The organism is Sinorhizobium mexicanum (genome assembly GCF_013488225.1).
In the GTDB taxonomy this organism is placed as follows: domain Bacteria; phylum Pseudomonadota; class Alphaproteobacteria; order Rhizobiales; family Rhizobiaceae; genus Sinorhizobium; species Sinorhizobium mexicanum.
This window is the reverse complement of sequence record NZ_CP041241.1, coordinates 694,915-714,170: the sequence shown is the minus strand read 5'-3', so window position 1 is coordinate 714,170 and position 19,256 is coordinate 694,915. Positions and strand designations below refer to the sequence as shown.

The following is a 19,256-nucleotide window of genomic DNA, read 5'->3' as shown; positions in this document are numbered from 1 at the left end:
GAACTCAGGCAAAATCGGTGCGGTCCCCCAATTTGCCGCGGCCGATCCCCTAATTTTCGCGAGCTTGCCTAACGGTCTAGCGCTTACAGCACATCGCTGGCCGACAGAAGCCACGGCTCGCCGCGCAGGCGCAGGAGGACTTCCATCCGGTTGGCCGCGTGGAACTTGCCGAGCACGGACGAGACCTGATGCTCGATCGTGCGCGGCGAGCGCGACAAACGCCGGGCCGCTTCCTTGTTGCTCATGCCTTCTGCCATCAAGGCGAGCACCTGTTGTTCGTGCCGCGTCAAGCCAAGGGGGTGACGGCGAGCCGCCCCGTATGGCCCTCTGCGGGCTTTCGGCAACTGATCCGCAATACCGAGACACTGCGCCTGTTTTCGCGCCAGCATGGCGGCGGGACGCGCCTCCAACGACTCGAATATGCTCACGGCACGAGCCAATGCCGGCCCGACTTCGGCTCCGCGAACCTGCATCAGGGCAAGCGCCGCTTCATAGGGAAGCCCCAAGCGTTCCCATTCCTTAGCCGCCGCCAGCGGATTGCCGCGGAGTTCGCAGGATCGACGTAAGGGAATCCGCGCGGTCGACGTCGGCAGCGGCTTAGCCATACCGCATCGCTGCCACCAGACGGCCAGTTCGCCCAAATCCCAGGCACGGAAGTTGTCGAGGTCCATCGCGGCGAGCGCGGTCAGTTGTTCGTCGCTGGCATTCTGGTCTTCGGCAAGCCAGGCGGCTTCTGCCAACGCCATGCGCACCGGCACGATCCGTTGGAGCTCACCCGTCGCCTGCCCTTCCTGGAGCGCTTGCTGGAGCAGATCCAGGCCACCGGCCTCACCCAGTCGCACGCGCACCCTTCCGAGTACCGTGAGGGCCGGCAGGTGCATGACCATCGCCAAGCGCTCCAGATTCATGACGCCCTGGGCAATGGTTTCGGCTTCTCTGAACCGGCCCTGCTCCAGGCGAAGCTGCGCCTGCCGCCCGAGCAGGTATTGTGCCGCTGAATCGAGATCGTGTTTGGTCGCGAGTGCTATGCCTTCGGCCAGCAAGCGTTCAGCCAAGGCAAAATCCTTGGAGGCAACGGCGCACTCCGCAAAATTGGTGTAGGCCCGCACGGCATGGTCGTGAAATCCGTGCTCAAGCGCCAGCGCCAAGCTTTCCTCCAACCGCTCCCGACCGCCCGGGCGGTCGGCGAAAAGAAGCGCGGTGCCGACATTGTTCAAAGCGTGGACGCGCGTTTCGACCTCCCCAAGTTGATCGGCGAGAGCGATCGCACGCAAGCCCCAGTCTATCGCTTCGTCGAAGCGGTAGTGCAGCATGTGGAACTGAGAGCGCGTGCTGTAAGCCATCGCCAATTCCGACCCGGGCGACAGCTTTTCCATTTCGCGCACCGCCTGGTCTGCGTAGTCCTCCGCTGGCTTGCCCTCGCCGCGGCGCCAATGCAGCCGCGACAACCTGCACAGATTGGGACCGATCTTGTCGGTGCGCCCCAGTTCGCGCCAGATCTCGATTGCGCGATGGTGCGCCTCGATCACCGGCTCGTAGACCAGCAGCGCCAGTCCCGCCTCGTAGGCCCAAGCCTCGTAAAGCTGAGCGGCCTGCTCAGGTGTGGCTTGCGCAACGTACTTGAGGGCCATTGCCAAATGCGAAGCGGCCTCCCGATGGGCGCCGAGACGGGCAGCATGAGCCGCAGCCCGTGGTGCAAGTTCGAGGACGCGCGCTCCGTCTTCGGCTCCGGCGGCATGATGGACCCGGCGCGAAAGCAGGGCAGACGGGTGCGCCGTCGGGAGTTGCGATATCGCCGCCTCCGCCTTTGCATGGAGGGACCTCTGAAGGCTCGGTGGCAGCCGGTCGAGCGTCGCCTGCCGGGCAAGTTCATGCCGGAACATCAGGGCGTCCTGATTGTCTCGCTGCAGCAATCCGCGCGCGACGCACTGGTCCACCAGTGGTTCGGCCTCGACGCCGAGCAATGCCCGGAGCAGCCACCGCTCTACGCTGCCCGGTACGATGCTGATCACCTCCAGCACGTCCCGTTCGCCCGCGGTCAGCCGTGAAAGACGCGCCCAGACCGCATCGCGTATGGAATCCGGCACGCGCCCCGGCTCGGTCTCGCCGCTTGCCAGAAGTTCGGTGATGAAGAACGGATTGCCCTCCGTGACGCGATAGAGGTCAGCGCCGCAGCGACCTGCCTGTTCAGCCAGTACCGTCACGGCCTCGGGAGACAGCGGTTCCAAAGCTATACGGGTGACCGACGCAGATGGCAGGTCGCCAAGGACATGCGTCAGCGGATGATCGGCACCGATTTCATCGCTGCGCAGACTGAGAACGAGCACGACGGGCAGCAGAGAGATACGGCGACCGAGGTATTTCACCAGGTCGAGCGTGGCGTTGTCGGCCCAGTGCACATCTTCGAAGATCAGTACAATCGCGTCACCGGCGTGCTGGAGGACATTCAAGAGTGCCGGGAACAGTCGCTCGGGCGGGGCCGTCTGATCGAGCAGTGCCGCCACACGTGGGTCAAGCAGTTCCCTCATGTCCTGCAGGGGTCCCAGCGGGCACGGCGTAAAAAGCGCCTCGCACCAACCCCACAGCACCCGGTGCCCCTTGTCCACATGCTCCGCGAACTCGCGCAGGAGGGCGGTCTTGCCGATTCCCGCTTCGCCTTCGAGCAAGACAGCACTGCCGCGTCCGGCCGCGGCGTTCCGCACCGCACTCAGCAAAGCCTCGAGTGGACCCTCTCGGTCGAGCAGCATCGCTAACCCCCATCGGGAGTATAACAAGAAGATCTGATTTACACGATGAGATTTGCACGAGTTTGCGACCGTATTTCGGTAATAATAATGATGCGCCCTCAATTTTTTCTTCGAAAAATCGAGTAATCCCCTTGTGGTTGCTTGGATACAACGCTGAAACCAGAGCGGGCGCACGGTTGAAGACGCCTAACTTATTGCCGCCCTGGAACCAGAGGGTTGCAATAAGCACAGTATTGAAGTGAACCGCGGGTTGAGCAGGGCGCACAAGTCCCTGGTTCTTCGGCACCCTGGCCAACGCGCGTCAGCGACGCACCCGACCTATGCGAAGTTCACCTGATGGGTGCAAAAGGTGCGGGAGATAGCGCTATCGTGATCGCTGCTTGGAACACTCAGGCAGGATTCGTTCCATTGGCTTTCCGCCACCATTGAACAGCCTGCTCCGCTATCGCCTCCAGCGGCAGACTTGCGTCCACGGCAAGTGTCAGCGGCTCCTGATGGGGAGGCTCGAGCGTCCGGTATTGGCTTTCGACGAGGCTTGCCGGCATGAAGTGGCCCGGACGCTTGGCAACGCGTTCGCCGGCCAGATCCCGGGCCAGATCGAGGAAGACGAAACCAAGCCCTGGCTCCCCCTGGCGGAGCAGGTCACGATAGCTTTTCCTGAGCGCCGAACAGGTGAGGACCGGGCGCTCCCCGGCAGCGAGTGCCGCGGCGACTTCCTCGCTGAGGCGGCAAAGCCAACCGTGCCTATCTTCGTCCGTAAGGGGGACGCCTGCACTCATCTTGGCAATGTTGGCGGCCGGATGAAAAGCATCGCCCTCGATCAGGCGACCTTGGTACCGATCGGCGATGGCGGCGCCAACGCTGCTCTTTCCGCAGCCCGCAACACCCATGACGACGATACCGCGTATTTGTCCGGCCATATTTGCCCTCCTCAAGATAGCGCTGTCTCATCAAGTGTAAAAAAACACCTCCATGCCGATTGGCACGGAGGTGACTGGAAATGAACGTCCCGAAATCGCCGACAACCCTCCTACAGCGCCGCTGCGTCTTATCAGACGCCTACAGGACGCAGTAGCGCTTTGAATTTACTGCATGTCTTATCATCTAAATCGACCAGGATTTAAGGATCCATACAGTGGCGGCGAGATCGCATTCCTCGTAAGGTAGCGCTGTCTTACCGAAGCGAATCCGTATTGGCAAGTATCAAAGCACCATGCGTAAAGAAGTCTCCCGCGCCACCGGCCGCCCTACCCTCGCCGAGGTTGCACAGCTTGCCGGCGTCTCGCAGATCACCGCATCACGCGCCTTGCGCGACGTCCCGACGGTCGATCCGGTGCTGGCGTCGAAGGTCCGCGAAGCCTCGAAGGCGCTAGGGTATGTACCGAACCCGGCCGCACGTACGCTGGCCTCGGCGCGAAGCCAATCGGTCGTCGTTCTTGTTCCCGCGCTCTCGAACCAACTGTTCATCGAGACGCTCGATGCCATTCATAACGTCCTTCGCCCGCGCGGCTATGACGTCTTGATCGGAAACTTCCACTACTCCCGGGAAGAGGAAGAGGAGCTCATCCGCAACTATCTCGCCATCCAGCCCTGCGGCATCCTGCTCACCGGCTTCGATCGCACGGAGGCATCCCTGCGCCTGCTCGAAGCGAACAAGGTTCCCTGCGTCCACATGATGGAACTCCAGAAATCCGAGGACATCTTTTCGGTTGGTTTCTCGCAGGAAGACGCCGGAGCCGTGATAGCGCGGCACCTTCTGGCGAGGGGAAAGCGCCGGCTCGCCTATGTCGCGGCCCAGCTCGACGCCCGCGTCATGCGACGCGGCGAAGGGTTCAAGCGCGCACTCGCCGAAGCGGGCGTGGATGCACTGGAGCTGGCGGTGCCTGATCCCTCGTCCGTCGGGCTCGGCGGTGAACTCTTCGACAGGCTGCTGCGCCAGCATCCGGAGGTTGACGGCATTTTCTTTTGCAACGACGACCTGGCGCACGGCGCGATTTTCGAGGCCCAACGGCAGGGCATATCGATCCCAGGCCGCATCGCCTTCGTCGGCTTCAACGACCTGCCGATGTCCGCCCACATCGTTCCGCGACTGACCTCGATCCGCACCCCTCGGGAGGATGTCGGCAAACATGCAGCGCATTTGATGCTGGCGCTGCTTGCGGGCGCCGAGGTCCGCGACAGGACGATCGACCTGGGTTTCGAACTCGTCGTTCGCGAGAGCAGTTGACGGCGGGTGAACGGCGCCAAAAAACCATTCGAGCGACTTCGGCCGATCGCTGCTCTTTCCTGCGCCGGGCGACATCCTATTTGATCAAAGTCAACACGGCACTTGCAACCGCACGGCACTGTGTTTGAATACAGATAAACGTTCGAGTGGAATCGTGATCGCGATGCGCCAAACGACCTGGAGATGCGCGAGAGGATTGCTGGCCATGCTGGTCGCGATCATGTTCCTTGCCGCGCCCATGGCTGGCGCAACTGCCTCGACATGCGATGACCACGTTGCGCCGCTCGAACACACCGAGACGTCAGGGGACATTACCCACTCGGGCGACCATCGCCCCAACGACCACAAGGCTTGCTGCCAGAGCGCGTGCACCTGGTGCAGTATCGTGCTTCCGGCCGCCAATTCCATCGTCCTGTCGCTGGATTCCAATGGTCAGCGATATCTTGATCCTCAAAGCTCTATCACAGGCGTAATCTCGCCTCCCGCTCTCGGCCCTCCCCGAACCCAGGCCTGAACATGTGCTCCGCTCGCCCAGCGGAATGATCGTCGGTTGCCTGCGGTTCGCGCATGGCGACCGTTTCGTCGGCGTTGCCGACGCGGGAAAGAGGTTCAAACGAGATATGAAACGTCGTCAATTCTTAGGCCGGTTGCTTTCGGGCGCCACACTTATCGGTTCGGCGCCGGTATGGCTCCCGGCGCCAGCATGGCCGCAACGGGCAACGGACCCGTCATCGCACGCGGATGCCCTTCCGCTTACAATCTCCACACGCGTGATCGAAGTGAAAGGGAAAGCCGCGAACGTCTTCGGCCTCGTCCAGCCGAACGGAAGGCATGGCCTCACGCTCGACGCCAATGGCCAGTTCGACGTCGCCCTTGGCAACGAAGGCGGCGAGCCGACGCTCATGCACTGGCACGGCCTGACGCCACCCTGGGAGCTGGATGGCGTGCCGGATAATCCGGCCGCACTGCTGACGCCGGGTGAGACGCGGCGCTACACTTTCCCGGCAGGGCAAGGAGGCACGCACTGGATGCATGCGCATACGCTGCAGGAGCAGAATCTGCTGGCCGCCCCGTTGATCATCAGGACGGCAGAGGAATTGAAGCGCGATGAGCAGGAGGTCGTCATCCTGCTTCACGACTTCTCCTTCACGCCCGCCGAGGAACTGCTCGCCAATCTCAAGGGTGCCGCTGCAAAGGGCGGGATGCCAATCGATCACGGTTCGATGATGCAGGGCATGGCGGACGGGATGCATGCCGGGCACATGTCCGGCGCCGCAATGTCGGGAATGGCTGCCATGGACCTCAACGACATCGAGTATGACGCCTATCTTGCCAATGATCGAACGCTTGATGATCCCGAAGTCGTTGCGGTCGAAAGCGGCGGCCGGGTCCGGCTGCGCATCATAAACGGCGCGACGGCGACGGCCTTCACGATCGATACCGGACCGATCGTCGGACAACTGATCGCGGTGGATGGACAGGCGATCCAGCCGATTGCGGGAAACCGCTTCCCCATCTCCATGGGCCAGCGCCTCGATATCCGTCTGCAACTCCCGAAGACTGCGGAGGCGCACCCTGTTCTCGCCTTGCGCGAAGGATCCAATGAGCGCACCGGCGTGATCCTCGCCCCGCCCGGCGCGACGGTAAGCAGGCTCGCGTCCCAGGGCGAAGGCGCAGGCCCGGTGGTTGGCCTCGAGCTCGAGCGGAGTCTGACGGCAGTCGCGACGCTGCCGAGACGCCCGGCAGATCAGCGTTTCGCGCTGACGCTGACCGGCGACATGGCAGGCTACGACTGGCAGATTGGCGGTGATGCCTTGAGCGCGAAGCAGGGCGACAGGATCGAGGTCGTCATGCAGAACATGTCGATGATGGCGCACCCTATGCATCTTCACGGGCATCATTTTCAAGTGATCGGAATCGACGGTCTGCCCCTTCGGGGCGGGGCCGTGCGGGATACCGTCGTCGTGCCGCCGATGACGAGCGTGGCGATTGCCTTCGACGCGAACAATCCCGGGCGCTGGCCTCTCCACTGCCATCACCTCTATCACATGGCATCGGGGATGATGTCCTTCGTTAGTTATCGGAACTGAGCACCAGAGCACCGCGCGTCCCAGCGCGCGGTGCTCTAACGCCTTGAATTGCTGCATAACTTCCCCCTTGATCGCTTCGAATTAGGGAACAGTGCAGCGGGGTCAGTATTCCGCTTCGGCGTTCGCCCGCAACGGCATCGCCGAACACGTTGGGAGCCGCGCCAAGCTCGCGGGCAACCAACGGGCGTCTACCAACGGAGTCGTGTCCAATGGACGATCATGAGCATCACAAGCATCACCACCATCCCGTGCAGCAGAGCGCGACGAAGCCGAGTGACGGGGCAGCTCCTCAGACGGAACAGGCGGAGGACGTCGTCTACACCTGCCCCATGCACCCGCAGGTGCGCCAGATCGGCCCGGGCAATTGCCCGATCTGCGGCATGGCGCTCGAACCGGAGGTGACAACCGCGGAAACCGGACCGAGCGCCGAACTCATCGACATGAGGCGCCGGTTCTGGGTCGGCCTGGTGTTGACGATACCCGTGCTTGCTCTCGAGATGGGTGGCCATGTCATCGATCTGCACATGCTGCTTGGGGCGCAGACATCGAACTGGCTCCAACTCCTCTTTGCAACACCGGTGGTGCTGTGGGCAGGCGCGCCGTTCTTCGAGCGGGCGTGGCGATCCATCGTCAACCGACACCTCAACATGTTCTCGCTGATCGCGATGGGAACCGGCGTTGCGTGGGTCTATAGCGTGGTTGCCACCGCTGCGCCCGGCCTCTTCCCGGCAACCTTCAGCGCCGTGGATGGCTCGATCGCGGTCTATTTCGAGGCCGCCGCCGTCATTACGGTGCTTGTCCTGCTCGGGCAGGTGCTGGAGTTGCAGGCGCGCGAACAGACGGGAGGCGCGATCCGCGCTCTGCTGGATCTCGCCCCGAAAACAGCCCGTCGCATCCGCGATGACGGCGTAGACGAGGACGTGCCGCTCGAAGCCGTTGTCGTCGGAGATCGGCTGCGGGTTCGTCCCGGCGAGAAAGTCCCGGTCGACGGCGTTCTCGTCGAGGGCCGCAGTTCGGTCGATGAATCTATGATTACCGGAGAATCGATGCCCGTTACCAAGGAGGTCGGCGCCAGGCTCATTGGCGGCACGATGAACCGCACAGGCGGGTTCGTCATGGAAGCGGGGAAGGTCGGGCGCGATACCATGCTGTCGCAGATCGTGCACATGGTTGCGGATGCCCAGCGCTCGCGCGCACCGATCCAGCGCCTTGCCGACCAGGTCTCCGGCTGGTTCGTCCCCGTCGTGATTGCCATTGCCGTGATTGCGTTTGCGACGTGGATGGCGGTCGGACCCGAGCCCCGCTTTGCGCACGGGCTCGTCGCCGCGGTCGCCGTGCTCATCATCGCCTGCCCCTGCGCTCTCGGCCTCGCCACGCCGATGTCGATCATGGTCGGCGTCGGACGCGGCGCGCGGCTCGGCGTGCTGATCAAGAATGCCGAGGCATTGGAGCGCTTCGAAAAGGTCGACACGCTGGTGGTCGACAAAACCGGGACGCTGACGGAGGGCAAACCCAAGGTGACATCGATCGAGGTCGCCGACGGATTTTCCGAGACCGAACTGCTTCGCCTCGCCGCCACCCTGGAACGCGCAAGCGAGCATCCCCTCGCGGCGGCGATTGTGGAAGCCGCTCATGAGCGCGGCCTCAGCCTCGGCACAGCGGAGGATTTCGACAGTCCGGTAGGCAAGGGCGTGACCGGCTCCGTCGACGGGCGCAAGCTCGTCATCGGCAGCCACCGCATTATGGCCGAGGAAAAAGTAGACGTTTCCTCTCTCAGCGAAAAGGCGGAAGCGTTGCGAGGCGAAGGGGCGACGGTGATCTTTGCCGCGGTCGATGCCCGCGTCGGCGGACTTTTTGCCATCTCCGATCCGATCAAGTCCACGACACCCGCTGCCGTCGAGGCACTCGTCAAGGAAGGTGTGCGGGTGGTCATGCTGACCGGAGACAACAAGACCACGGCGCATGCGGTCGCGAGGAGGCTCGGGATCAAGGAAGTCGAGGCCGAAATCCTGCCGGAGCATAAGAGCGAAATCGTCGCCCGATTGCGCCGGGAGGGCCGGATCGTTGCCATGGCCGGCGACGGGGTGAACGATGCCCCTGCGCTAGCCGCGGCCGATGTCGGTATTGCCATGGGGACCGGAACGGACGTTGCGATCGAGAGCGCCGGTGTAACGTTGCTCAAGGGCGATCTTCAGGGCATCGCGCGGGCACGGCAGCTCAGCCACGCCACGATGAAGAACATCCGGCAAAACCTGTTCTTCGCCTTCGTCTATAACGCCGCCGGCGTGCCGGTTGCGGCCGGCGTCCTTTATCCGGCCTTTGGGCTCCTCCTGTCGCCAATCATCGCCGCCGCGGCCATGGCGCTCTCCTCCGTCAGCGTCATCGGCAACGCTCTCAGGCTGAGGAGTGCCCAGATATGAGATGGGAGCATGTAAGGAGCCTCATCCGGAGCTGCACAATTTCAAGGAGTTAGAGCGTTTCCTCGCTCCAAGAATGAAGCGCTACGGCTCCTTCGCAGGTGCACGTTGCAACGGCACCGGTTCTTGCGGAAGGCGCAGGATCTCCGCGGCGATTTGCTCGGCGCTGCGAGCGGCACCGATCCGACTCCAGCCGCTCTCGCCGCCGTCGCGAGCCAGTTGTCCGGATAGAACGTCGAGGTCCGCGTCCGAAGGCCCACCGCTTCGAGAGGCAACTCGGTCACGCAAAAGCGTCGGTTCGGCATTCAGCCATACGGCCGTGAACGGGAGGCCGAGCTCACCTGCAAGCTCTTCCATCAGGCTGCGATTTCGCGGATTGTCGAACACCGCATCGACAATCACAGTGCCTCCTGTAGCCAGGATCAGGCGAGCCCTCTCTGCCATTTCGCGATAAACCTTTTCCGATACCTCGGGACGGTAGGCTGAGGGCGGTAGTCTGGTTTCTGCGGCAACGCCAAACATGGCCTTTCTGACGCGATCGCTCTCGACAATCCTGGCTCCCGGCGGAGCGCCCACCTGCGCAGCCAATGTTTCTGCCACCGTCGTCTTGCCCGAACCGCTGAATCCACCGATGGCGATCAGCCGTGCCGGCACCGGTTCGATCAGCGAGCGCGCCAAGTCGAAGTAGGACCTCGCTTCGGCAACGAGTTTCTCCGAGCCTTTCCCGCTTTCTTCCACCTGTGTCGCGGTGACATGCGACCTGACGGCGGCGCGAATTGCCATCAGGTACGGCAGAAGCACGAAACCGTCCTCGTCATCCAAATCATCCAGGTAACGATTCATGACCAGGTTCGCGAGATCCTGGAAGCCGCGATGCCAGAGATCCATCAGCAGAAAGGCGAGGTCATAAAGTGTGTCGACCGTGGCGATCTGATCGTTGAACTCGATGCAATCGAACAACCGCGGCCCACCCTCGAACAGGCAGATGTTACGCAGATGCAGGTCGCCATGGCAGCGCCTGACCTTTCCTGCCGCCTCGCGGCGATCGAGCAGCGCCGCATGACGCGCAAGCCCTCCCTCGAATGCGAGAGTGAAGGCGGCGAGCTCATCCGGCTGAAAGACCCGGCTCGTTGCAAATCCCGCGGCATTGATCCGGAGCACTCCGGCGATATTGTCAGCGCCTCCCCCGTCATGAACGACCGGCGCCGCGCGATGAAAGCGTGCGATCATCTGCGCGGCCACGGTCATAAGCTCAGGGGTCAGGGTGCCCTCGATCGCCATTCGGTCGAAGAGTGCTTGCTGATCGAAGCGCGCCATTTCAACCACTGCGTCCACCAATTCTCCACGGCCGCCGAACGCCAAGGTACCATGCTTCTCGCGGGTAATTCGCCGGACGCCGAGATACAGCCCTGGCGCGGTCGCGGAATTGAGCTCCACCTCCTTCTGGCAGGCATCGAGCCGGAGGCTCGCTGTCGAGAAATCGACGTAGGGCAGTTTGACCGCGCGCTTCATTTTGAAGGCGCGCCGGCCGACGAGGAAGATGCGGGAAATATGCGTCTCCATCGTCTCGATCAGCTCGGTGGTGCCATAAGAGGCGGGAGCGCTGAGAAACGCGACCGCCGCAGTCTGGTCTTCCGCTATCACGCGTTCCTCCTGCTTTCTCCGACTTGCCATGGAACGCCGTTTGGGGATCGTTCTCATTGATACCGATCAACCAAGGCATTCACCGAAGGAAACCCTCAAGCGGCTAAAGCGTTTCACCAAGTAGCCACGCTACAGGCTGATCGCTCGGCCATGCGGTTTGATGCAGCTCAATGAAGGATGCGGTCACTCGCTTAAGCTGACATGCGATAAGCGCAACCAACTCTTCGAGGGAGAAAGCTCATGCCCTTCAAGACAATTCTCGCCGTCACCGGGGTCGACGGTTCAGATAGCGATCTGCAAACCGCAGCCGATCTCTGCCGCCAAGCGGGTGCTCATCTTTCTGTCCTCGTCGTCGCCATGGCTCCGCCACCGCCGATCGGAGAGTATGCGACCGTTTCCACCATATGGCTGGAACAACGTGATCGCGATCGCGCGAAGCTTGAAGCATCCGCGAATCATGCTCGCGAAACGGTTTCCCGCGCGGAAATCTCCTTCGAGATCGAAGGCATCTACGTCGAAGCCGGGGCGGCAGATCGCGAAATTGGCGACCGCGCGCTCTACGCCGATCTCGTCTTGATCGGGCCAAGCGTTCTTGACCAGGCGGACTTCAAGCGCCAGGTGATCAACGGCAGCCTCTTTCAGGCAACGCGACCGATCCTGCTTATCCCGACCGACAGCACGCCGAGTCTCCAGCCGAAGACGGTCCTGCTTGCCTGGGACTCGCGCGCGGAAGCTGCCCGCGCGGCGCGCGAGTCTCTTGAACTCATGGCGAAGGCGACCTCGGTCCACGTAACCTTGGTCGACCCGGAGGCGGTTCGCGGGAAAAACGGCGCGGAACCTGGCGCCGATGTCGCCGCCTATCTCGCTCGCCACGGCATCAACGTGACGGTCGATCAGCTGCCGAGCGCGGGTCGTCCTGTGGCGAGCGTGCTGCAGCAGCATGCCGTCGACATATCCGCCGACATGATCGTCATGGGCGCATACGGGCATTCGCGAGTGCGCGAGCTGATCTTCGGTGGAGTTACAAGGACAATGCTCGGCGAGACTGCCATCCCGATCTTGATGGCCCGCTGAGCGCTCCCGCTGTCGAGGTCGACAGCAACCCCGCCGTTCGCAGAGTGGATCGAGGGGATCGAACGGTAAATGGAAGACGGCAATGCGCCAAGATCGGGAAGGATCTGGTAAAGGTGCCGATATGGGGGACCGAATGATACTTCTCGGACGGGGTATCGTATCCACCCTTCCGAGGGAGATCGCTACTGACGACGCCAATTGGAGGTTGCACCAATGAGCGAAGCTTGGGACCTGTCGCTTTCACCCGAAAAAGTCTGCTATTTCATAGTCAAGGCCCGCGAATTCGACGTCAAGGATGCCGTGACGGATCCCGACCCGGCATCCAACGCATCCGACGACAACATGGCCTCGGTGCTCGAGGATCAACCGGACGATCCCGTCGAGGCTGAACTTGCGAGCGCGATCTGGGCGCTCAACGAAGACGAGCAGATCGATCTCGTCGCTTTGAGCTGGCTCGGCCGCGGCGACGGCAAGATCGAAGACTGGGACGACATTCGTGCCCAGGCTGCCGACGCACACAACAACCGAACTGCCGCCTATCTGCTCGGCATACCGCTGTTGGCGGACTACCTGGAGGAGGCAATGGCGCAATTTGGCGAGTCCTGCCAGGATTACGAAACAGGCCGCCTCTGAGGCTCCTTGTGCGCCCTGACGAGGCGAATGCGTCTGCTTGCGGAAGCAGGCGCCCGCCGCTCGAAATCAACACGGCGCTTGATTTACATCAATAATTACAAACACTTAACTGTCCGACACCGCTTGGGCGCGCTAGTGTTCGTCGCAGGACAACAGAAATCGGAGAGGTCCCGTGAAAGCCATCCTGCAGCGATATGCGACGCCCTTCATCACAGGTCTATTTCTCGTTTCGCTCATTTCTGGAATCGCACTGTTCTTCCATGTCGGCAACGGCGTCTTCAACGAGATGCATGAATGGCTGAGTGTCGCGCTCATCCTGCCCTTCGCGCTGCACGTCTGGAGGAACTGGCGACCGATGACGCATTACCTCGGACGTCTTCCGATGACGCTTGCGCTGCTGATCTCGACCGGAGCGGCCGTTGCCATGGCCTGGCCGAGCAATGAGGGTCGTAGCGGCGGGCCGCCCCAGATCGCCTTCAGCCGGCAGATAATCGCCAACACCGCCGGCGAGATCGCACCGCTTCTGGGTCTGACGAGCGAAAGCCTGGTCGAAACGCTCAAGGCGCGCGGGTTCGCGACAGCGGCACCCGACATGGCCTTGATCGAGATTGCCACGAAATCGGGCAAGAACGAATCCCAGTTGGTGCGGGCCCTTTTGCCCGCTCAACCGTGACAACCAGCACAGAGCGCACGACTTTATTCTACAAGCCTGCAATATAAACTCATGCTAGCGTCTCCCGTAGCGCCGATCGATAGTTGCTGCGCATCTCAATTCGTCGGGCAACGGGAGAGCATTGAATGGAACCATCGCCTGCGGGCCAATATGACCCGCTACCGCTCGTCCTTATTGTCCTTTCGGCGGTGACCGGGCTTGTCGACGCGGTCAGTGTGCTCGGCCTCGGCCAGGTCTTTGTTGCCAACATGACCGGCAACACGGTCTTCCTGGGCTTTGCCATCGGTGGAGCCCCCGGCTTCGATGTCTCGCGCAACCTGACGGCGTTGATCGCCTTTTTTATCGGGGCTTGGGCCGGCGGGCTCATTGCCGTACGCCATGCAAAGGCCAGTCGCCGGCGTTGCCTGCTGACCGTTGCGACGGGTGAAGCGTTGCTCTTCTGGATCTCCGCCTTCCTTGCGATCGGATTTGACACGAACGCACTGGCGCCTGCCCGCAGTCTTTACCTGCTGATCATCCTTACCGCCATTGCCATGGGGCTGCGAAATGCCACAGTTCGCGCGCTCAAGGTGCCGGATCTCACCACGACGGTTCTTACACTGACTATCACTGGCCTTGCCGCGGATTCCTCGCTCGCCGGCGGCAGCAACAAGAACTGGCAGCGCCGCGTTGCAGCCGTGCTCGCCATCCTGATCGGCGCCGCTATCGGCGCTGCGTTGATGCGGTGGGTCGGGCTCGCGCCGACATTGCTCGTGACCGGCGCCATTGTGCTGGGCGTAACGATCGCTTATGCCCTCCACCCTGCATCCCGCCAGCTCGCGAGTGACGCTGCATGAGCACTGCGATCGAACGAGGCGAGTTGGCGAGTTTGGTGGCGCCGCTGATGGAGCCATTGGCATCCGCGCTGGAGGCCTTCGGCGTCGCGGTCACCATCATCGGCGTGATCGTCGCCACCGTCCGCTATGTGAGGGATCTGGCCGCAGGTCTCGGCGATCTCGCCTACGACCGCTACCGCGCCAACCTGGGGCGCGGGATCCTGCTTGGCCTCGAACTTCTGATCGGCGCGGATATCATCGCGACCATCACGTCGCCTCTCACCTGGGAGAGTGTCGGCTTGCTCGGGCTGATCGTGCTCATACGGACCTTCTTGAGCTTCTCGCTCGAGGCGGAGATCGAAGGCGAATGGCCCTGGCAAAGGCAGCAGCGCAACAGGGGCAGCGGGTCCGAAAGACCTTAACGATTAAGCCGGGGGCTCAAAAACTCCGACGCGAATGGCCGGGGTCAATACGAATGGTGGGCGAGCCAACTCCCCGCAGCGGGGTGTCTCGGCCGCTCCGTCGCGGCCGAGACTATCGGGGGCTTGCCGGCCTAGGTCTGTCAGGCCGCCCGGACGCTTGCGTCGAGCGGGATCTCGATATCGACCTCAAGCGTCGAGACCTGTTCGCCGCGGTCCATCTTCACGTTCACTTTGTCGCGGTCGACCTGAACGTGCTTCGCAATGACCGCGAGAATTTCCTCCCGCAGTTGCGCGACCAGATCCGAGTGACCGACCGAGGCGCGCTCATGTGCGAGCAGGATCTGGAGGCGTTCGCGCGCAGTCGGCGCCGAAGTTTGTTTGCTGAAGAAGCTGAAAATACTCATGCTGCCCTCCGTCCGAATATTTTTCCGAACAAGCCGCCGCGCTTTTCACCAGGGATGGTGATCGGAACCGTTTCGCCGGCAAGCCGGCGGGCGGCATCTAGGTAAGCGAGCGCCGGTGCGCTGCGGCTGTCGGCGATCGTGACAGGTGCACCGATGTTGGAAGCGCGCAGCACGTCCATGCTTTCCGGAACGATCCCAAGCAGCGGGATCGAGAGAATCTCGAGCACGTCATCGACCTTCAGCATGTCGCCCCGCTCTGCGCGGTTGGCATCGTAGCGGGTGAGCAGCAGATGCTTTTCCACCCGTTCGCCGCGTTCCGCTCTCTCCGTCTTGGAGTCGAGAAGGCCGATGATGCGATCCGAGTCGCGAACCGATGAGACTTCCGGGTTGGTGACGATGACGGCAACGTCGGCATGGCGCATGGCGAGCGTGGCGCCGCGCTCGATCCCGGCCGGGCTGTCGCAGATGATCCAGTCGAAGTGCTTCTTCAGCTCGGCCATCACCTTTTCGACGCCCTCCGGCGTCAGGCTGTCCTTGTCGCGCGTCTGGGATGCCGGCAGCAGGAAGAGGGTTTCGAGCCGCTTGTCGCGGATCAGCGCCTGCGGCAGCTTGGCGTCGCCCTGTATGACATTGACCAGATCATAAACGACTCGTCGCTCCGCGCCCATGACAAGATCGAGATTGCGCAGGCCGACGTCGAAATCGACGACCACCGTCTTCTCGTTCCTCTGCGCCAATGCCGCACCGAGTGCGGCGGTAGACGTCGTCTTGCCGACGCCGCCTTTACCCGATGTAACCACGATTACTTTCGCCATCTTGCACTCCTGTTTCCCGGCCGGCAGCCGGCTCAGTTAAGTCTCTCTGCCATGATTGAATCGCCTTCCAGCCAAAGCTGCACCGCTTGCCCGCGAAGGTGTGGCGCCATATCGTCGGCCGTCTTGTAGACACCGTCGATTGCCAGCAATTCTGCTTCAAGCTTACGGCAGAAGATGCGCGCCGAGGCATTCCCCACGGATCCCGCCAGCGCCCGTCCCCGCAGCGTTCCGTAGATGTGAACCGAACCACCCGCGATGATTTCCGCGCCCGACGCGACCGACCCGACGACGGTGACGTCACCTTCGGGAAAGATCACCGATTGCCCGGAGCGGACGGGCTCCTTGATGATGATCGAAGGCATTGCCCTGACCAGCTGCGGCTCTGGACGAACGGCAGGCTCTGCCGCTTTGCCGTTGCCGGATTTGGCCGCTTCGGCGGTCGATTCGGCCGGCGGAACCTCGAAATCGGGGGCGGGCCGGCCGCCCTTCATGGCCGGCGGCATGCCCGGTTCGAACAGTGATGGGCGCCCGCCTTCGATGCCCATGATGCGCACGTTGCGTTTCGCGAGCTCGCCGATCAGCGCCTTCAGCTGCGTCCGGTCGATCTCGATGTCTTCCACGTCGAGGACGACCGGCCTGCCCAGGAAAAACCCCGCCGAGCGCGAGGCCAAGTCGTCGAGCCGGGTAAGCCATCCATCGAGTGGCAGTTCCGGAGAAAGCACGAGCGCCAGGAATGAGCGGCCCTTGATACGGATCGAGCGAGTATCTGTTAGCACTTTGGTCATCTACGTTAATTTTTGGTTGCCAAGATGTACGTGAATCGCGGTTAACAAATGGTTAACCAGGGCACCCTGCATGAAGCTGGAGAGCCGGATTTAACGGCCAAAAAAGACGCCTCCGACCAGCGACGGCAGGTCCGGTAAGAGTGATAAGTTGCCGGGCCGCGGTGATCTCGGGTGCGCTTGCGGGGTGAGGCGCCCTCACGTCGGGCCAGCGATCGACTTCGTCCCTAAATTCGACGTGCTTTCGAACCGCTGCCGGGCCGCCGCCGAATCGTCACCGCCGCGTCGGCGCTTGTTTACAGGGAAGATTCGCTACCTCTCCAACTCGGGCGAAGCCTACCTGCATTGTCAGTCTGTCGCGGCCATGCCGCCGAGCCCCAAGCATGTCCTGCTTAAGGGCCACGACCGCTCGCAGCCGTGCACTGTTACAGAAACGACAAGAAACTGACATTTGGCGTTCATGAAGCGTCGCTATGGCAGGTGTCATACCGATGACCGGTCTCCCCGAAAGAGGAACTGCTGCCAATGTTTCAATTGAAGAATGTAACCCGCCGATTCGGCACGAAAACAGCCGTCAGCTCGGTTACCTTCGACATCCCGCAGGGCCAGATGGTCGGCATCATCGGCCGCTCGGGTGCCGGCAAGTCGACGCTGCTGCGCATGATCAACCGCCTGGTCGATCTCTCCTCGGGCTCGATCGAATTTGCCGGCACGGAAGTGTCCTCGCTCCGCGGTGCGCCCTTGCGTAACTGGCAGCGCGATTGCGCGATGATCTTCCAGCAGTTCAACCTCGTGCCGAGGCTCGACGTCCTGACCAATGTCCTGCTCGGCCGCCTCAATCACCGCTCGACCGCACTCAGCATCCTCAACATGTTCACGCGCGAAGAGCGGATCATGGCGATCGGCGCGCTCGAACGCCTCGGCATCGAGCAGACGGCGCTGCAGCCGGCCGGCACGCTTTCCGGCGGTCAGCAGCAGCGCGTCGCGATCGCCCGCGCTCTGATGCAGCAGCCGAAGGTGCTCTTGGCCGACGAGCCGATCGCCTCGCTCGACCCGCTCAACGCCAAGATCGTCATGGATGCCCTGCGCGACATTAACGAGCGCGACGGCATCACCGTCATCACGAACCTGCACACGCTCGATACCGCACGGAGCTATTGCGAACGGATCGTCGGCATGGCGCATGGGCGCGTCGTGTTCGACGGGCAACCGAAGGATCTGACCGCCGCCGCGGTCGCCGAGATTTACGGCGCTGACACCGCAATCGAAGAATCGATGACCTCGACAAGCATCAACATTCCCGCGGCGCTCCCGCAGGAAAACACCGCATCGGCTAGCCTCAAGCCGCTGGCATTGGCCGGTCTCTGACGACCCGCCACGATCGAGCGCCCGCGTCAAGGGCACCTCTTTGCAACCGATATCGATCCGGCGCGGCCGGATAAACGGGAGACGAACCTTATGTTGAAGAAAGCTCTTTTGGGCGCTGTCGCGCTCTTCGCCCTCGTCGGCCATGCCCAGGCCGAAGACCTCAAGGAATTCCGCATCGGCATCCTTGGCGGCGAGAACGAAGCCGATCGCCTGCGTAACTTCCAGTGCCTCGTCGACAAGCTCCCGGCTGCAATCGGCGTCGAAAAAGTCTCGCTGTTCCCGGCCGCGGACTATGACGGCGTTATCCAGGGCCTGCTCGGCGGTACGCTCGACTACGCAGAGCTCGGCGCTTCCGGCTATGCCAAGATCTACCTCGCCAAGGCAGACGCGGTCGAGCCGATCCTGACGACGGTCCAGACCGACGGTTCGACCGGGTATCACTCGATCATGGTTGCCCGCAAGGACTCCGGCATTACCAAGCTCGAAGACCTCAAGGGCAAGAAGCTCGGCTTCGCCGACCCGGATTCGACCTCCGGCTATCTCGTCCCGCTCGTCACGCTTCCGGAAGCCATCGGCGCACCGGTCAAGGAATTCTTCGGTGAAACCGGCTTCGGCGGCGGCCACGAGAACCTCGTTCTCGAAGTCATCAAGGGCACGTTCGACGCCGGCACGACCTTCGGTTCGGGCATTGGCGAATTCAAGGACGGCTACACCTCGGGCAACCTGCGGAAGATGGCCGACAAGGGCATCGTCGACATGAACGACCTCGTCGAGCTCTGGAAGTCGCCGCTGATCCCGAACGGGCCGATCGTCGTGCGCACTACGATGAACGACGACATGAAGGCGAAGTTCAAGCAGTTCATGATGGACCTGCCGAAGACCGACGCCGCTTGCTTCTCGGCCATCCAGGGCGGTGATTTCATCGGCTTCACCGAAGTCAATGCCGATTTCTACAAGCCGATCATCGACGCTCGCAAGGCAACGATCGGCGGCTGATCGCCAAGGCATCAGATACGCGCTGACCATGTTGCAGCGCCGCACCGCGGCGCTGCAACGGTTTGAGCCGCTGCATGATTTTATCCTTAGATCGGGTTCGACTTGGGACTCATGCAGTAGCGGCCAGCGTTTGATTGTTCGGGATTGCC

Annotated in this window: 16 protein-coding genes; 10 read left to right on the top strand and 6 right to left on the bottom strand. The window is 62.3% G+C overall.

What is annotated here, in order from left to right; all coding sequences use genetic code 11:
- Positions 1-83 precede the first annotated feature (83 nt).
- Positions 84-2,747: an ATP-binding protein gene (locus FKV68_RS27555; protein ID WP_180943687.1), complete on the bottom strand. Its 2,664-nt coding sequence runs from the start codon at positions 2,745-2,747 to the stop codon at positions 84-86.
- Positions 2,748-3,136: 389 nt separating this feature from the next.
- The gene (locus FKV68_RS27550) at positions 3,137-3,682 is read right to left on the bottom strand and encodes a gluconokinase (protein ID WP_427916000.1); all 546 of its coding nucleotides are present in this window, start codon (positions 3,680-3,682) and stop codon (positions 3,137-3,139) included.
- Positions 3,683-3,960: 278 nt separating this feature from the next.
- Between FKV68_RS27550 and gntR the strand changes: the two genes are divergently transcribed.
- The 3 genes from gntR to FKV68_RS27535 all read left to right on the top strand — a co-directional run bounded on the left by gntR (position 3,961) and on the right by FKV68_RS27535 (position 9,484).
- A complete protein-coding gene (gene gntR, locus FKV68_RS27545; RefSeq protein ID WP_180943686.1) occupies positions 3,961-4,974 on the top strand; it encodes an HTH-type transcriptional regulator GntR in 1,014 nt (337 codons plus the stop codon).
- Positions 4,975-5,594: 620 nt separating this feature from the next.
- Complete coding sequence (locus FKV68_RS27540) at positions 5,595-7,064, top strand: multicopper oxidase family protein (RefSeq protein ID WP_180943685.1); 1,470 nt, start codon at positions 5,595-5,597, stop codon at positions 7,062-7,064.
- Between the two features lie 209 nt (positions 7,065-7,273).
- A complete protein-coding gene (locus FKV68_RS27535; RefSeq protein ID WP_180943684.1) occupies positions 7,274-9,484 on the top strand; it encodes a copper-transporting P-type ATPase in 2,211 nt (736 codons plus the stop codon).
- A gap of 81 nt (positions 9,485-9,565) precedes the next feature.
- On the opposite strand, the gene FKV68_RS27530 is transcribed toward FKV68_RS27535, so the two are convergent.
- The gene (locus FKV68_RS27530) at positions 9,566-11,155 is read right to left on the bottom strand and encodes a bifunctional aminoglycoside phosphotransferase/ATP-binding protein (RefSeq protein ID WP_180943683.1); all 1,590 of its coding nucleotides are present in this window, start codon (positions 11,153-11,155) and stop codon (positions 9,566-9,568) included.
- A 210-nt stretch (positions 11,156-11,365) separates the two neighbouring features.
- Between FKV68_RS27530 and FKV68_RS27525 the strand changes: the two genes are divergently transcribed.
- The 5 genes from FKV68_RS27525 to FKV68_RS27505 all read left to right on the top strand — a co-directional run bounded on the left by FKV68_RS27525 (position 11,366) and on the right by FKV68_RS27505 (position 14,742).
- Entirely contained in the window at positions 11,366-12,199 is an 834-nt protein-coding gene (locus tag FKV68_RS27525; protein ID WP_180943682.1) for a universal stress protein, read from the top strand.
- Positions 12,200-12,412: 213 nt separating this feature from the next.
- Positions 12,413-12,832 (top strand): DUF3775 domain-containing protein, encoded by a 420-nt coding sequence (locus FKV68_RS27520; RefSeq protein WP_180943681.1) that lies wholly within the window; start codon positions 12,413-12,415, stop codon positions 12,830-12,832.
- A 172-nt stretch (positions 12,833-13,004) separates the two neighbouring features.
- Positions 13,005-13,505 (top strand): DUF4405 domain-containing protein, encoded by a 501-nt coding sequence (locus FKV68_RS27515; RefSeq protein ID WP_180943680.1) that lies wholly within the window; start codon positions 13,005-13,007, stop codon positions 13,503-13,505.
- Positions 13,506-13,630: 125 nt separating this feature from the next.
- Complete coding sequence (locus FKV68_RS27510) at positions 13,631-14,341, top strand: YoaK family protein (RefSeq protein WP_180943679.1); 711 nt, start codon at positions 13,631-13,633, stop codon at positions 14,339-14,341.
- A complete protein-coding gene (locus FKV68_RS27505) occupies positions 14,338-14,742 on the top strand; it encodes a DUF1622 domain-containing protein (protein ID WP_180943678.1) in 405 nt (134 codons plus the stop codon). Before FKV68_RS27510 ends, FKV68_RS27505 begins: the two co-directional genes overlap by 4 nt.
- A 140-nt stretch (positions 14,743-14,882) precedes the next feature.
- Here FKV68_RS27505 and minE read toward each other — a convergent pair whose 3' ends face one another.
- Genes minE through minC form a run of 3 tightly spaced genes read right to left on the bottom strand, consistent with a single transcriptional unit; the run spans position 14,883 to position 16,746 of the window.
- Positions 14,883-15,146: a cell division topological specificity factor MinE gene (gene minE, locus FKV68_RS27500; RefSeq protein WP_180943677.1), complete on the bottom strand. Its 264-nt coding sequence runs from the start codon at positions 15,144-15,146 to the stop codon at positions 14,883-14,885.
- The gene (gene minD, locus FKV68_RS27495; RefSeq protein ID WP_136505139.1) at positions 15,143-15,961 is read right to left on the bottom strand and encodes a septum site-determining protein MinD; all 819 of its coding nucleotides are present in this window, start codon (positions 15,959-15,961) and stop codon (positions 15,143-15,145) included. Before minD ends, minE begins: the two co-directional genes overlap by 4 nt.
- 32 nt (positions 15,962-15,993) lie before the next feature.
- On the bottom strand, positions 15,994-16,746 hold the full coding sequence (gene minC / locus FKV68_RS27490) for a septum site-determining protein MinC (RefSeq protein WP_180943676.1): 753 nt from the start codon (positions 16,744-16,746) through the stop codon (positions 15,994-15,996).
- Between the two features lie 522 nt (positions 16,747-17,268).
- On the opposite strand from minC, the gene phnC reads away from it, so the two are divergent.
- Entirely contained in the window at positions 17,269-18,111 is an 843-nt protein-coding gene (phnC, locus tag FKV68_RS27485) for a phosphonate ABC transporter ATP-binding protein (protein WP_180943675.1), read from the top strand.
- A 90-nt stretch (positions 18,112-18,201) separates the two neighbouring features.
- Positions 18,202-19,107, top strand: coding sequence for a phosphonate ABC transporter substrate-binding protein (gene phnD, locus FKV68_RS27480; protein ID WP_180943674.1), 906 nt, complete (start codon positions 18,202-18,204; stop codon positions 19,105-19,107).
- The last annotated feature ends 149 nt before the right edge of the window (positions 19,108-19,256 follow it).

What these genes read in the sequence shown, in the direction of transcription:
- FKV68_RS27555 (WP_180943687.1), bottom strand. Translation starts at nt 2,747, where the DNA reads ATGCTGCTCGACCGAGAGGGTCCACTCGAGGCTTTGCTGAGTGCGGTG.
- gntR (WP_180943686.1), top strand. Translation starts at nt 3,961, where the DNA reads ATGCGTAAAGAAGTCTCCCGCGCCACCGGCCGCCCTACCCTCGCCGAG.
- FKV68_RS27540 (WP_180943685.1), top strand. Translation starts at nt 5,595, where the DNA reads ATGAAACGTCGTCAATTCTTAGGCCGGTTGCTTTCGGGCGCCACACTT.
- FKV68_RS27535 (WP_180943684.1), top strand. Translation starts at nt 7,274, where the DNA reads ATGGACGATCATGAGCATCACAAGCATCACCACCATCCCGTGCAGCAG.
- FKV68_RS27530 (WP_180943683.1), bottom strand. Translation starts at nt 11,155, where the DNA reads ATGGCAAGTCGGAGAAAGCAGGAGGAACGCGTGATAGCGGAAGACCAG.
- FKV68_RS27525 (WP_180943682.1), top strand. Translation starts at nt 11,366, where the DNA reads ATGCCCTTCAAGACAATTCTCGCCGTCACCGGGGTCGACGGTTCAGAT.
- FKV68_RS27520 (WP_180943681.1), top strand. Translation starts at nt 12,413, where the DNA reads ATGAGCGAAGCTTGGGACCTGTCGCTTTCACCCGAAAAAGTCTGCTAT.
- FKV68_RS27510 (WP_180943679.1), top strand. Translation starts at nt 13,631, where the DNA reads ATGGAACCATCGCCTGCGGGCCAATATGACCCGCTACCGCTCGTCCTT.
- FKV68_RS27505 (WP_180943678.1), top strand. Translation starts at nt 14,338, where the DNA reads ATGAGCACTGCGATCGAACGAGGCGAGTTGGCGAGTTTGGTGGCGCCG.
- minE (WP_180943677.1), bottom strand. Translation starts at nt 15,146, where the DNA reads ATGAGTATTTTCAGCTTCTTCAGCAAACAAACTTCGGCGCCGACTGCG.
- minD (WP_136505139.1), bottom strand. Translation starts at nt 15,961, where the DNA reads ATGGCGAAAGTAATCGTGGTTACATCGGGTAAAGGCGGCGTCGGCAAG.
- minC (WP_180943676.1), bottom strand. Translation starts at nt 16,746, where the DNA reads ATGACCAAAGTGCTAACAGATACTCGCTCGATCCGTATCAAGGGCCGC.
- phnC (WP_180943675.1), top strand. Translation starts at nt 17,269, where the DNA reads ATGTTTCAATTGAAGAATGTAACCCGCCGATTCGGCACGAAAACAGCC.
- phnD (WP_180943674.1), top strand. Translation starts at nt 18,202, where the DNA reads ATGTTGAAGAAAGCTCTTTTGGGCGCTGTCGCGCTCTTCGCCCTCGTC.